Annotated in this window: 9 protein-coding genes; 8 read left to right on the forward strand and 1 reads right to left on the reverse strand. The window is 73.2% G+C overall.

The window, feature by feature from the left end; genetic code table 11:
* Positions 1 to 32 precede the first annotated feature (32 nt).
* Genes ATJ88_RS01210 through ATJ88_RS01220 form a run of 3 tightly spaced genes read left to right on the forward strand, consistent with a single transcriptional unit; the run spans position 33 to position 3,524 of the window.
* Positions 33 to 920 carry a TatD family hydrolase gene (locus tag ATJ88_RS01210; RefSeq protein WP_098462157.1) on the forward strand — a complete coding sequence of 296 codons (888 nt, stop codon included), beginning with the start codon at positions 33 to 35 and terminating at the stop codon, positions 918 to 920.
* A gap of 1 nt (position 921) precedes the next feature.
* On the forward strand, positions 922 to 2,097 hold the full coding sequence (gene eboE, locus ATJ88_RS01215; RefSeq protein WP_098462159.1) for a metabolite traffic protein EboE: 1,176 nt from the start codon (positions 922 to 924) through the stop codon (positions 2,095 to 2,097).
* Positions 2,094 to 3,524 (forward strand): alkaline phosphatase family protein, encoded by a 1,431-nt coding sequence (locus ATJ88_RS01220; RefSeq protein ID WP_098462160.1) that lies wholly within the window; start codon positions 2,094 to 2,096, stop codon positions 3,522 to 3,524. The genes eboE and ATJ88_RS01220 overlap by 4 nt, the downstream gene beginning before the upstream one ends.
* Here the strand turns inward: ATJ88_RS01220 and ATJ88_RS01225 are convergent.
* Entirely contained in the window at positions 3,454 to 4,677 is a 1,224-nt protein-coding gene (locus tag ATJ88_RS01225; protein ID WP_098462162.1) for an ROK family protein, read from the reverse strand. The genes ATJ88_RS01220 and ATJ88_RS01225 overlap by 71 nt on opposite strands.
* 407 nt (positions 4,678 to 5,084) lie before the next feature.
* Between ATJ88_RS01225 and ATJ88_RS01230 the strand changes: the two genes are divergently transcribed.
* The 5 genes from ATJ88_RS01230 (at position 5,085) to ATJ88_RS01250 (ending at position 13,105) form a co-directional block, all read left to right on the forward strand.
* Positions 5,085 to 8,405, forward strand: a complete 3,321-nt coding sequence (locus tag ATJ88_RS01230) for a PQQ-dependent sugar dehydrogenase (RefSeq protein ID WP_098462163.1) — start codon at positions 5,085 to 5,087, stop codon at positions 8,403 to 8,405.
* 110 nt (positions 8,406 to 8,515) lie between these two features.
* Positions 8,516 to 9,463 (forward strand): sugar phosphate isomerase/epimerase family protein, encoded by a 948-nt coding sequence (locus tag ATJ88_RS01235; protein WP_098462165.1) that lies wholly within the window; start codon positions 8,516 to 8,518, stop codon positions 9,461 to 9,463.
* A 115-nt stretch (positions 9,464 to 9,578) separates the two neighbouring features.
* A complete protein-coding gene (locus tag ATJ88_RS01240) occupies positions 9,579 to 10,316 on the forward strand; it encodes a DUF4396 domain-containing protein (RefSeq protein WP_098462172.1) in 738 nt (245 codons plus the stop codon).
* 61 nt (positions 10,317 to 10,377) lie between these two features.
* Complete coding sequence (locus ATJ88_RS01245; protein WP_425432696.1) at positions 10,378 to 11,817, forward strand: basic amino acid/polyamine antiporter; 1,440 nt, start codon at positions 10,378 to 10,380, stop codon at positions 11,815 to 11,817.
* A gap of 22 nt (positions 11,818 to 11,839) precedes the next feature.
* The gene (locus ATJ88_RS01250) at positions 11,840 to 13,105 is read left to right on the forward strand and encodes an arginine deiminase (protein ID WP_098462174.1); all 1,266 of its coding nucleotides are present in this window, start codon (positions 11,840 to 11,842) and stop codon (positions 13,103 to 13,105) included.
* The last annotated feature ends 40 nt before the right edge of the window (positions 13,106 to 13,145 follow it).

Here is a 13,145-nt window from a genome sequence, read left to right on the forward strand (position 1 = left end):
GCTCGGCCCCCGACCCGCAAGGAGGCGGACCCGTGCGCATCTTCGACCCGCACATCCACATGACGTCCCGGACCACCGACGACTACGAGGCGATGCGCGACGCCGGGGTGCGCGCGCTCGTCGAGCCCGCGTTCTGGCTCGGCCAGCCCCGCACCTCGGTCGGCTCGTTCGTCGACTACTTCGACGCGCTGCTCGGCTGGGAACGGTTCCGGGCCGCGCAGTTCGGGATCGTGCACCACGCGACGATCGCCCTCAACCCCAAGGAGGCGAACGACCCGCGCTGCCACGGCGTGCTCGACCTGCTGCCCCGCTACCTGGAGAAGGACGGCGTGGTCGCGGTCGGCGAGACCGGGTTCGACTCGATGACGCAGGACGAGGAGCGGGTGTTCGTGCGCCAGCTCGAGCTCGCCGGGGAGCACGACCTGCCGGTGCTCGTCCACACCCCGCACCGGGACAAGGCGGCGGGCACGCGCCGCACGCTGGAGATCGTCGCGCAGGTCGGCGTCGCGCCGGAGATGGTCGTGGTGGACCACCTCAACGAGGTGACCGTGGACGTCGTCGACGACGCCGGCTGCTGGGCCGGGTTCTCGGTCTACCCGGACACCAAGATGGACGAGGGTCGCATGGTGGAGATCCTGCGCCGCCGCGGCCTGGAGCGCGTGCTGGTCAACTCGGCCGCGGACTGGGGCCGCTCGGACCCGCTGAAGACGTGGCGGACCGGGCGGGCGATGCTCGCCGCCGGGTTCACCGACGACGACGTCGACCGGGTCCTGTGGCGCAACCCGGTCGAGTTCTACGGCCAGAGCGGGCGCCTGCTGCTCGACGCGGACGAGGCCGCCGGTTCGTCCGGCGCGTCCGGTGAGTACCAGGGCAACTCGGTGCGCCGCGGCGAGCCCGTCATCCCCGCCGGGCAGGCCTGACATGCGGTTCCGGCACCCCGACGGCACCCTGCTGCACGTCTCGTACGGCACGAACGTCCACCCCGCGCAGGACACGGACGGCCTGCACGACCAGCTCCGCCGGTTCGCCGGTCCCGTGCGCCGCCGCCTCGACGTCGACCGGCTCGGGCTCGGCCTGTGGCTCCCCGCCCGCGCGGTGCACGAGCTCGCGGCCGACCCGGGCCGCGCCGACGACCTGCGGGCCGCCCTCGACCGCGAGGGCCTGGAGGTCGTGACCGTCAACGCGTTCCCCTTCGGCGACTTCCACGCCCCCGTGGTGAAGAAGGCGGTCTACCTGCCGGACTGGACGGACGACGCACGCCTCGACTACACGCTCGACGCGGCCCGCGTGCTGGCCGCGCTGCTGCCCGACGACGTCGACCGCGGCAGCATCAGCACCCTCCCGCTGGCCTGGCGCGACCCCTGGGACGCGGGCCGCGCCGCCGCCGCCCGCGACCGGCTCGACCGGCTCGCGGACGGCCTCGCGAAGGTCGAGGCCGACACCGGGCGGAGCGTCCGGGTCGCGTTCGAGCCCGAGCCGGGGTGCGTCGGCGAGACCGCGACGGGACTCGCCGAGCACCTGGCCGGCGTCGACGCGGGACGCCTCGGCGTCTGCCTCGACCTGTGCCACCTCGCCTGCGAGTTCGAGGACCCGGCCGCGGCGCTGGCCGCCGTCGCGGGGGCCGGGCTCGACGTCGTCAAGACGCAGGTGTCCGCCGCCCTGCACTGCCCGGACCCGCGCGACCCGGCGGCGCTGGCCGCGCTGGAGGAGTTCGTCGAGGCGCGGTTCCTGCACCAGACGCGGGTGCTGCGCGACGGTGGCGTGGTGCGCTGCGACGACCTGCCCGACGCCCTCGGTCGCACGGGTGCTCCCGGGCTGCCGACGGACGGGCCGTGGCGCGTGCACGTGCACGTCCCGCTGCACGCCCGGCCCCGTGCGCCCCCGGCGAGCACGACGGACGTGCTCGGCGACGCCCTCGACCGGCTGGTGGGCGGGCCGCACCCGCTGGTCGACCACCTGGAGACCGAGACGTACACGTGGTCGGTGCTGCCCGAGGACCTGCGCCCCGTCGACGACGACGGGCTCGTGGTGGGCATCGCGGCCGAGCTCGACTGGACCCGGGGGCAGCTCGTCGCCCGGGGGATGGAGGCGCTGTGAACCGGCTGCTCGTCCTGGACGTCGTGGGGCTGACTCCCCGCCTGCTGGAGCACATGCCGCGCCTGCGCGCGGTGGCGGAGGGCGGGTCGCGGGCGGGCCTCGGCACGGTGCTGCCCGCGGTGACCTGCTCGGTGCAGGCCACGTTCCTCACCGGGCTCCTGCCCCGTGACCACGGGATCGTGGGCAACGGCTGGTACTTCCGCGACCTCGGCGAGCCGCTGCTGTGGCGCCAGCACCACGGCCTGGTCGCGGGGGAGAAGGTGTGGGAGACGATCCGGCGGGAGCGGCCCGGGTACCGGGTCGCGAACGTCTGCTGGTGGTACGCGATGGGGTCCACCGCGGACACCACGGTGACGCCCCGGCCCGTCTACCACGCGGACGGGCGCAAGGACCCGGACTGCTGGACGTGGCCGCCGTCCCTGCACGACGAGCTCGTCGAGCGGCACGGGCCGTTCCCCCTGTTCACGTACTGGGGCCCGACGGCGGGCATCGCGTCGTCGCGGTGGATCGTCGCGGCGGCCCGGGACCTGATGCCGGACCACGACCTCACGCTGGTGTACGTGCCGCACCTCGACTACGCCCTGCAGCGGTTCGGCCCGGACGCCCCGCAGGCGGCGGCCGCCGCGCGCGAGGTCGACGAGGTGCTCGCCCCGCTGCTGGACGACGCCGCCCGCACGGGCACCACGGTGGTGGCGCTCAGCGAGTACGGCATCACGCCGGCCCGCCGCCCGGTGGACGTCAACCGGGTGCTGCGCCGCGAGGGGCTGCTGCACGTGCACCACAACGCGACCGGCGAGCTGCTGGACCCGTGGACGTCGCGCGCGTTCGCGGTGGCCGACCACCAGGTCGCGCACGTCTACGTGCCCGACCCGGCCGACCGTGACCGTGTGGCCGAGCTGCTGGCCGCGACGGACGGCGTGGCCGAGGTCCTGGACGACGCCGGCAAGGCGGAGCACGGTCTGGACCACGACCGGGCGGGCGACCTCGTGCTCGTCGCGGAGCCGGACGCCTGGTTCACGTACTACTACTGGCTCGACGACGCCGTGGCACCCGACTTCGCGCGGTCCGTCGAGATCCACAAGAAGCCCGGCTACGACCCCGCCGAGCTGTTCTGGGACCCGGCCGACCGGTGGGCGAAGGCCCGGGCGGTGGCCCACGTGGCGCGCAAGAAGCTGGGGCTGCGCTCGACGATGCGGGTGGTGCCGCTCGACCCGTCGCCCGTGGGCGGCTCGCACGGCCGTCTCCCGGCGGACCCGGCCGACGGGCCGGTGCTGCTGTGCTCGGACCCGGTGGGCCTGCCGGAGCACGTCCCCGCGACGCAGGTGCGGGACCTGCTGGTGGGGCTCGCGACGGGCGTCAGCCGGCCGGTACCGCCTCCGGAGCCGGTGCGGGCGTCGGCAGGACGAGGGGCGTCACGGGACGGGTGAGCAGCCCCGGCGTCGCGAACGCGTGCTCGATGGCGAGCCACGCGCCGCCGAGCGAGCCCGCGCTCGCCCCCGTCCGGCTGGTCGTGACGCGCAGGTTCTGCGTGGCCAGCGGCAGGGGCCGCGCGTAGACGACCTCCCGGATCCCGGCGACGAGGTGCTCGCCGACGCGCGCCATCGACCCGCCCACGACGATGGCGGACGGGTTGAGCAGGCTGACGCAGGACGCGAGGACGGCGCCCACGGCCCGGCCCGCGTCGCGGACGGCGTTCGCGGCGACGGGCGACCCGCCGCGCACGAGCTCCACGATGTCGTCGTTCGTGACGGCGTCGACGCCCTGCGTGCGCAGCCGCGCGGCGACGGCCGCGCTGCCGGCGATGGCCTCCAGGCAGCCGGTGTTGCCGCACGTGCAGGGGACGGGGTCGCCGCCGGGGACGGCGACGTGCCCGAGGTCGCCCGCGCTGCCCTGCGCCCCGCGGTGGACGCGGCCGTCGGCGATGATGCCCGCCCCGATGCCGGTGGCGATCTTGACGAACAGCAGGTGGCCGACGTGGGGGAGGGCCGAGGAGTGCTCGGCGAGCGCCATGAGGTTGACGTCGTTGTCGACGAGCACGGGAGCGCTCCCAAGGCGGGTGTGCAGGTGACCCGCGACGTCGTGGCCGTCCCACCCGGGCATGATCGGCGGCTTGGTGGGGCGACCCGTGGCGTGGTCGACGGGACCGGGCAGGCCGACGCCGACGCCGGCGAGGTCCGCGAGGTCCCGGTCGGCGCGGTCCAGGAGGTCGTGCAGGACGTCGACGACCTGGTCGAGGACGGGGCCGGGGCCGCTGGCGATCCGTAGCTCGACGCGGTGGGCCAGGATCTCGTGGGCGGCGAGGTCGGTGAGCACGATGCGCGCGTGGGTGGCGCCCAGGTCGACGCCGGCGACGATGCGGGCGCCGGGGTCGAACGCGAAGGTGCTGGCGGGCCGGCCGCCGGTGGACCCGGCGTCTCCGGTGGGGGTGACCAGGCCGAGGGCGAGCAGGTCGTCGACGCGGGTCGACATGGTGGACCGGGAGACGCCGATCTCGCGGGCGAGCTGCGCCCGCGTGCGGGGCCGGCCGTCGCGGAGCGCGCGGAGCACGGGTGTGAGGTCGTCGTACACCGGCGTCGTCATGGGACCAGTCAACCACGTTCGACCACCCGTGACGCGTTAACTGGTAGCGAGTTGACGTCTTTTGCTTGACGTTTGGCAGAAGTGCGCTACTGTCGTGCCCGTGGTCAGAGACGACCAGGTAGCACCGACGCTGCCCAGCACAGCCGGGACCGCGTCCGCCTCGCACGGCGGCGCCGTCCCCCGACCGGGGTGCCCACGGCACTCCCAGCTCGCCGCGCCCGACCAGGACCACGGTGGACGACGGTGGACGACGGGGCAGCACGCCCCACGACGTACGAACGGGCCGGGGACCGGACCCCTGACCCGACGCATCACGTGAGAGACCCCGCCGTGAGCCGGATCCGTCGTGGCAGCGACGGGGCGAGCGGCGGGGCCCTCACGCACTTGACCTCGAAGGGGAGTGCACGGTGAATTCTAGGCGTTCACGGCTCGTCGCCGCCCTCGCGGCGGCCACGGTGGCCCTCGCGATACCCGTCACGGCCGCGGCCCACGACGGCATCGACCACGGGACCGAGGAGGGCGCCGAGGCGGCGCTCGACTGGTCCAACTACGAGAAGATCCTGCTGACCAAGGACGTCGGCGAACCGATCGGCATGTCCGTCATGCCCGACGGCAGCGTGCTGCACAGCGCTCGCAACGGCGACATCCGGCACACCGACCCGGCGACCGGCGTCACCAGGATCGTCAACACCATCGACGTGTACGCCAACTCCGAGGACGGCCTGCAGACGGTCACGCTCGCCCCCGACTTCGAGGAGTCCGGCTGGGTGTACCTGTACTACGCGCCGCGGGTCATGGAGGGCGACGCCTACCCGACCACCACGCCGACCGGCTCGGCCCCCAACTCGCTGCCCGCCGGCGAGGACGCCTCCTACTGGGACCAGTGGCTGGGCTACAACCAGCTCACGCGCGTCCAGTGGGACGCCGACGCCGAGGCGCTCGACCTGAGCACCGAGCAGGTCATCCTCCAGGTCGAGGTCCAGCGCGGCCAGTGCTGCCACGTGGGTGGTGACGTCGACTTCGACGCCGAGGGCAACGTCTACCTGTCGACCGGCGACAACACCCCGGCCAGCACGCCCGGTGCCAACGGGTTCGCCCCGAACAACAACGCGCCGGGCATGAACCCCGGGTTCGACTCGCGGCGCGGCGCCGGCAGCACCAACGACCTGCGCGGCGCGATCCTGCGCGTCACCGTCCAGGACGACGGCAGCTACACGATCCCCGAGGGGAACCTCTTCGAGCCGGGGACCGAGGGCACGCGCCCGGAGATCTTCGTCATGGGCCTGCGCAACCCGTTCCGGATCGACGTCGACGACGCCACCGGGGCCGTGAGCTGGGGCGACTACGGTCCCGACTCCGGCACGGCGAGCGCGGAGCGCGGCCCGATGGGCTACGTCGAGTGGCAGAGCACCACGGTGCCGCTCAACGGCGGCTGGCCGTACTGCCACGGCCCGAACGCGAACTACAACGAGTGGGACTTCGCCACCGCGACGCCGGGCCCGTGGTTCGACTGCGAGGCGGGCGCGGAGAACAACTCCACGTGGAACACCGGCCTCGACGTCCTGCCGCCGGCGACGGCCCCGCAGGTCTACTACGGCGACAACCCGGGCGACCAGCCGTTCGACGAGTTCGTGACGTTCGACGCGCAGGGCGGGCAGGGCCCGATGGGCGGCCCGACCTTCACCTACGACCCGGAGGGCCCGGACACCCAGTGGCCCGAGTACTGGGACGGCAAGGCGTTCTTCTACGAGTTCTCCCAGGACTACATCGCCGCGCTGACCGTCCCGGATCGTGACGGCCCGGTGACGCACGTCGAGCAGGTGCTGCCCAACGCGGCGCTGCGCGACAACGTCCAGGCGATCACCGACAGCCCGATCGACATGGAGTTCGGCCCCGACGGCTCGCTCTACATCCTCGACTACGGCAACGGCTTCTTCCGGCAGAACCCGGAGGCCGGCCTCTACCGCGTCGACTACGCCGAGGGCAACAAGTCGCCGACGGCCGTCATCGCCGCGGACCAGATCTCGTCCTCCGAGGCGCCGCTGACCGTCAACCTCGACGGCTCCGGCTCATCCGACCCCGAGGGCGGCGAGCTCACCTACTCCTGGGACCTCGACGGTGACGGGACGTTCGACGAGACCGGCGTGCAGGTGACCACCACCTACACCGAGCTCGGCCAGTACACGGTGCGCCTGCGCGTCACCGACCCGGCCGGCCGCACGGGCCTCACCTCCCGCAAGATCACCGTCGGCAACGTGGCGCCCACCCTGTCCGCGGACGCGCCGCCGAACGGCGGGTTCTTCGGCTGGGGCGACGCCGTGCCGTACTCGTTCAGCACGACCGACCCCGAGGACGGCACCGCGACGGTGTGCTCGAACGTGTCCTGGACCTTCGGGCTGGGCCACGACACGCACGCCCACCCCGAGGTGCTCGGCAGCGGCTGCTCGGGCGCCTGGGCCACCCCGGTCGACGCGCCGGAGCACGGCGTGACGGAGAAGCTGTTCGGCGTCGTCGTCGCGACCTACACCGACCGCGGCAACGGTGACATCCCGCCGGCCTCCGACGAGGTCTCCCTGATCCTCAACCCGTTCACGCAGGAGGCCGAGCACGCCGACACCCTGTCCGGCGTGGAGGTCGTCCAGGACGACACCGCGGGCGGCCTGTCCAAGGTCGTCTCGTTCGACGCCGGTGACCACCTCGCCTACGACCCGGTGAACTTCTCCGGGATCGACGGCGTCGAGGTCCGCGGCTCCGGCGACGGCACGATCGCGCTCCGCTGGGGCTCGGCCGACGCCGAGCCGTTCGCCACCGCCGAGATCTCCTCGGCCGGCTGGTCCGCGGTCCAGGCGGACGTCACGGCGTTCCCCGAGGGCACCGGCGAGCTGTTCGTCACGTCCACCGGGGGCGTCGAGCTCGACACCCTGACGTTCCAGGGCGACGGCGTCACCGACATCACCGCCCCGGAGGTCGGGCACACCCTCAACCCGGCGCAGCCCACCGGGGACAACGGCTGGTACACCGGCGCCGTGAACCTCGGCATCGTGTTCACCGACAACGGCACGATGGCGAGCGCCGAGTACTCGTTCGACGGCGGGCAGACGTGGGCCAACTTCCCGTACTTCCCGCAGTTCAACTTCCTCGGGACGGCGACGATCTCCGGCGACGGCGTCCACGAGGTCCTGTACCGGGCCACGGACACCGGCGGGAACGTGTCCGAGGTCGGCTCGGTGACGGTGCGCATCGACGGCACCGACCCCGAGGTCGCCGTGACCGGCGTGGCGGACGGCGACGAGCCCGGCTCGTCGCAGACCGTCGACCTCGGCGTCGAGGCCACCGACGCGACGTCCGGCGTCGCGTCGTCGGGCCTCACCCTCGACGGCGAGGCGGTCGAGCCGGGCGAGCTCGACCTGTGGACGCTGGACCTCGGCGAGCACGTGCTCGTCGCGACCGCCACCGACGAGGCCGGCAACTCGACCGAGACCACCGTGACGTTCACCGTCACGACCTCCGTCGAGGACCTCGCCGCCCACGTCGACCGGCTCCGCGCCGACGGTGCCCTGACGAAGGCCGAGGCCGCCCGCCTCGACGCCTTCCTCGGGCAGGCCACGCGTCACCTGGCCGCCGGCCGGGACGCCCAGGCCGCCGCCGCGCTGGAGAAGTTCGCCGCTGCGACCGACGAGGAGGTGCTCGTCCGCGACGCCCAGGCGATCGTCGCGGAGCTCGGCTGAACCTCCGGGGGCGGGGCCGACCGGCCCCGCCCCCACCTCCGGACGGCACCGCTGCCGTCCACCGGACCACCCGTGCAGCACCGACGCTGCCCATCTGAGGAGGAACCCTCGTGAAGATCACCACCAAGACCCGTCGCATCCTGGCCACGTCCGCCCTCGGCGCCGTGCTCGCCGCCGGCGCCTTCGCCGCCGGTCCCGCCAGCGCCGTGCCCGAGCACCCCCACGCCGACGACTACCCCGGCCAGGGCCAGGGCCGGACCCTCCCGGCCAACAAGGTCGGCATCCAGCTGTTCAGCTACCTCGGCTGGCAGTCCCAGATCGGCATCGACGGTGTCCTCGACGAGCTCGAGGACGTCGGCCTGCGCAACGTGGAGCCGTTCGGCAACCCGGGGAGCTTCGGCTCCTACGGGAGCTACACCGCCGGGGAGTTCCGCGGCGAGCTGCGCGACCGCGGCATCAAGGCGCCCAGCTCGCACGGCAGCGTCGACGAGGCGACGTTCGACACCACCCTGCAGAACGCCAAGGACCTCGGGCAGAAGTTCGTCGGGTCCGGCGGCTTCGCGGCCCCCGGCATCCAGGGGGGCTACGACAACGTGGTCGCCACCGCCGAGACGATGAACCGGCTCGGCGAGCGCTCGGTGAAGAACGGCACCGGCAAGTTCTTCGGCCACAACCACGCGGGCGAGTTCCAGACGATGTACACGGACCCGGAGACGGGTGAGCTGAAGAGCGCCTGGCACATCCTCGAGGAGCACACCGACCCGCGCTACGTCGCGTTCGAGGTGGACGTCTACTGGGCCACCGCCGCGGGCGTCGACGTCGTCGACCTCCTGAACACGTACGGCGACCGGATCGACCTGCTCCACATCAAGGACGGCCACGCCCCGTTCACCCGGGCCACCCTCACCGACGTCGGCGAGGGCGACATCGACTGGGCCCCGATCCTGCGGGCCGCCCACGGCAAGGTCGACTTCTACATCCTGGAGCGCGACGGCGCCCCGAGCGACGTCGAGTTCGCGCAGGACAGCTTCGAGTACCTGACGAACCTGCGTTACTGAGCCCCGTCCCCGTCGGCCCTGCGGCCGACGGGTGACGGTTCCACGACGGCGGGCGCCCGGGGGTCACCCCGGGCGCCCGTTTGCGCCCCCGGCGGCGTCGTCCCACGGTGGACGGATGACGGAGCTCACCACGACCGACTTCCCGGACGCCGTCGTCACCCTGGCGGTCGTGATGATCGTCCTGGGCGTGGGGTCGGCCGTGGGGGTCGCGGTCGACGTGGCCCGGCGACCGCAGCCGATGCGCGTCATGGACGTCGTCTGGCCCGTGACGGCGCTGTTCGGCTCCCTGCTGTGGGTGGCGGCCTACCTGCGCTGGGGCCGGGCGCCGCGCCGCGGCGAGCAGGAGCACCGCCACGGGCACGACGAGGCGACGCCGATGCCCGTCGCGGTGTTCACCGGCACCTCGCACTGCGGCGCCGGGTGCATGCTCGGCGACCTCCTCGTCGAGTGGACGGTGGTGCTGGTCCCCGCCCTGGTGCTGCTCGGCGGGTACGACTGGCTGTTCGACGACCGCATCTACGCGGTCTGGGTCCTGGACTACGTCGCGGCGTTCGTCATCGGCATCGCGTTCCAGTACTTCGCGATCGCACCCATGCGGGGGCTGGGGCTGCGCGCCGGCCTGCGCGCGGCGGTCAAGGCCGACGCCCTGTCGATCACCGCGTGGCAGGTCGGCATGTACGGCACGATGGCCGTCGTCCAGCTCTGGTGGCTGCCCGAGGTCCTCGGCGGCCGCGCGGCCGTGACCACCCCGGTGTTCTGGGCCGCCATGCAGGTGGCGATGGTGGTCGGCTTCGCGACGAGCTACCCCGTGAACTGGTGGCTGGTGCGCACCGGGGTGAAGGAACGCATGTAGCGCGCGCCGGACGGCACCGACCGTGCCAGCATCGACGCAGGGCACGAGGCGACCGGACGGGGTGACGGTGACCGACGAGGCGACGAGGACGGCGGGGACCAAGGTCTCGCCCGTCACGCTCACCGCGATGGTGGTCGGCTCGATGGTGGGCGCGGGCGTGTTCTCGCTGCCGGCCCGGTTCGCCGGCGAGACGGGGGTCGCGGGCGCCCTGGTCGCGTGGGTGATCGCCGGGGCGGGCATGTACACGCTCGCGCTGGTGTTCCAGCGGCTCGCGATGCGGCGCCCCGACCTCGACGCCGGGGTGTACGCCTACGCCAAGGCGGGGTTCGGGGAGTACACGGGCTTCTTCTCCGCGGCGGGCTACTGGGCGAGCGCCTGCGTCGGGAACGTCACCTACTGGGTGCTCATCATGTCGACGCTGGGGCAGTGGGTGCCGGCGCTCGGGGAGGGCGACACCGTCCTGGCGATGGCGTGCTCGACCGTCGGGCTGTGGGGGTTCTTCCTGCTGGTGCGTCGCGGGGTGCGGGAGGCGGCCGCCATCAACCGCGTCGTCACCGTCGCGAAGGTCATCCCCATCCTCGTGTTCGTGCTGCTCGCGATCTTCGCGTTCGACCCCGAGGTGTTCGCCGCGAACTGGGGCGGCGAGGCGTACGGCTCCCTGTTCGACCAGGTCCGCGCCACCATGCTGGTCACCGTGTTCGTGTTCCTCGGCGTCGAGGGCGCGAGCGTCTACTCCCGGCACGCGCGCCGCCGCGAGGACGTCGGCCGCGCCACGATCCTCGGGTTCGTCTCCGTCCTGTGCGTGTTCGCGTCCGTGACGATCGTGTCGTACGGCATCCTGCCCGTCGGGGAGATCGCCGGGCTGCGGCAGCCGTCGATGGCGGGCGTCCTGGAGGCCGCCGTCGGGTCGTGGGGCGCCGTGTTCGTCAGCGTCGGGCTGATCGTGTCGGTGCTGGGCGCCTACCTCGCCTGGACCCTCATGGCCGCGGAGGTCATGTACGTGGCCGCGAAGGACCGCGACATGCCGCGGTTCCTCGCCCGTTCCCGCGACGACGTCCCCGTCAACGCGCTGCTGCTGTCCACCGCGCTGTCCCAGGTGATCCTGGTGCTGACGTACTTCTCCGCGGACGCGTTCGACTTCGCCCTCGACCTCACGGCGTCGATGACGCTCGTCCCGTTCCTGCTCGCCGCGGCCTACGCGCTCAAGCTGCGCGCCACCCGCGAGACGTACGACGGCGCACCCGCCCGGACGCTGCGCGGCGACCTCGTCGTCGCCGTGCTGGCCACCGCGTACACCGCGTTCCTGCTGTACGCCGCCGGGCTCACCTACCTCCTGGTGTCCCTCGTCATCTACGCCCCCGCGACCGTCCTGTTCGCCATGACCCGGCGCGAGCAGGGCCGGCGCGTCTTCACCCCGGCCGAGCTGGTGCTGTTCGTCGTCGTCGCGGCGGGCGCCGTCGTCGGCGTCGTGGCGCTGGTGGCCGGGTGGATCGAGCTGTGAGACCCCGACGGAAGGACGCACCATGACGCACGGCCCCGCGACCGACCGGCAACCGCCGGTGCACGGCGTGCACTCCGAGGTGGGACGCCTGCGCAAGGTGCTCGTGTGCGCGCCCGGGCTGGCGCACGAACGACTGACGCCGTCCAACTCCGACGAGCTGCTGTTCGACGACGTGCTGTGGGTGGAGTCCGCGCAGCGCGACCACCAGGACTTCGTCGACAAGCTGACCGACCGCGGGGTGGAGGTCGTGGAGCTGCACGACCTGCTCGCGGACACCATGGCGATCGGCGCCGCCCGCGACTGGCTGCTCGACCGCAAGGTCGTGCCGAACCAGGTGGGGCTCGGCCTCGTCGACGGCACCCGCGCCTACCTGGAGTCGCTCACCCCCCGGGAGCTGGCCCGGCACCTGATCGGCGGGCTGTCCACCGACGACCTGCCCGCCGACTACCGCACCGGCTACGTGTCGCTCGCCCGCGAGGCGCCCGACGCCCGCGAGTACCTGCTGCCGCCCCTGCCGAACACCCTGTACACGCGGGACACCACCTGCTGGATCTACGGCGGCCTCACCCTCAACCCGCTGTACTGGCCCGCACGGAAGGAGGAGACGCTCCTCATGAAGGCGATCTACGCCTTCCACCCCGACTACGCGGGCTCCACCGTCTGGTGGGGCGACCCGGAGCAGGACTGGGGGCAGGCCACCCTGGAGGGCGGCGACGTCATGCCCGTGGGCGGCGGTGTCGTGCTCGTCGGCATGAGCGAGCGCACCTCCCGGCAGGCGATCAGCCAGCTCGCCAAGTCGCTCTTCGACGCGGGGGCGGCCGAGCAGGTCGTCGTCGCCGGCATGCCGCGCCTGCGTGCCGCCATGCACCTCGACACCGTGTTCACGTTCGCCGACCTTGACCTCGTCACCGTCCACCCCCGCATCGTCGACGGCATCCACCCGTACGTCCTGCGGCCGTCGGACCGGGCACCCGGCGTGGAGGTCCGCAGCGAGGCGGGCTCGCCGTTCGTCGACGTCGTCGCCCGCGCCATGGGCCTGCCGCGCCTGCGCGTCGTCGAGACCGCCGGGGACGTGTACGCCTCCGAGCGGCAGCAGTGGGACTCCGGCAACAACGCCGTCGCCGTGGAACCCGGTGTCGTGTTCACCTACGACCGCAACACCCTGACCAACGCGGCGCTGCGCCGCGAGGGCGTCGAGGTCGTCACCATCGTCGGCGCCGAGCTCGGCCGCGGCCGCGGCGGCGGGCACTGCATGACCTGCCCGCTGGTGCGCGACCCGGTGTACTGACGTCGCCGCCGCCCTACGGCGAGCGGAGCGGGATGCCGGG

This window comes from Isoptericola jiangsuensis, assembly GCF_002563715.1.
Classification (GTDB): domain Bacteria; phylum Actinomycetota; class Actinomycetes; order Actinomycetales; family Cellulomonadaceae; genus Isoptericola; species Isoptericola jiangsuensis.

Excerpts from the sequence above, each read along its gene's own strand:
- eboE (WP_098462159.1), top strand. The coding sequence starts at position 922 with ATGCGGTTCCGGCACCCCGACGGCACCCTGCTGCACGTCTCGTACGGC.
- ATJ88_RS01225 (WP_098462162.1), bottom strand. The coding sequence starts at position 4,677 with ATGACGACGCCGGTGTACGACGACCTCACACCCGTGCTCCGCGCGCTC.
- ATJ88_RS01240 (WP_098462172.1), top strand. The coding sequence starts at position 9,579 with ATGACGGAGCTCACCACGACCGACTTCCCGGACGCCGTCGTCACCCTG.
- ATJ88_RS01250 (WP_098462174.1), top strand. The coding sequence starts at position 11,840 with ATGACGCACGGCCCCGCGACCGACCGGCAACCGCCGGTGCACGGCGTG.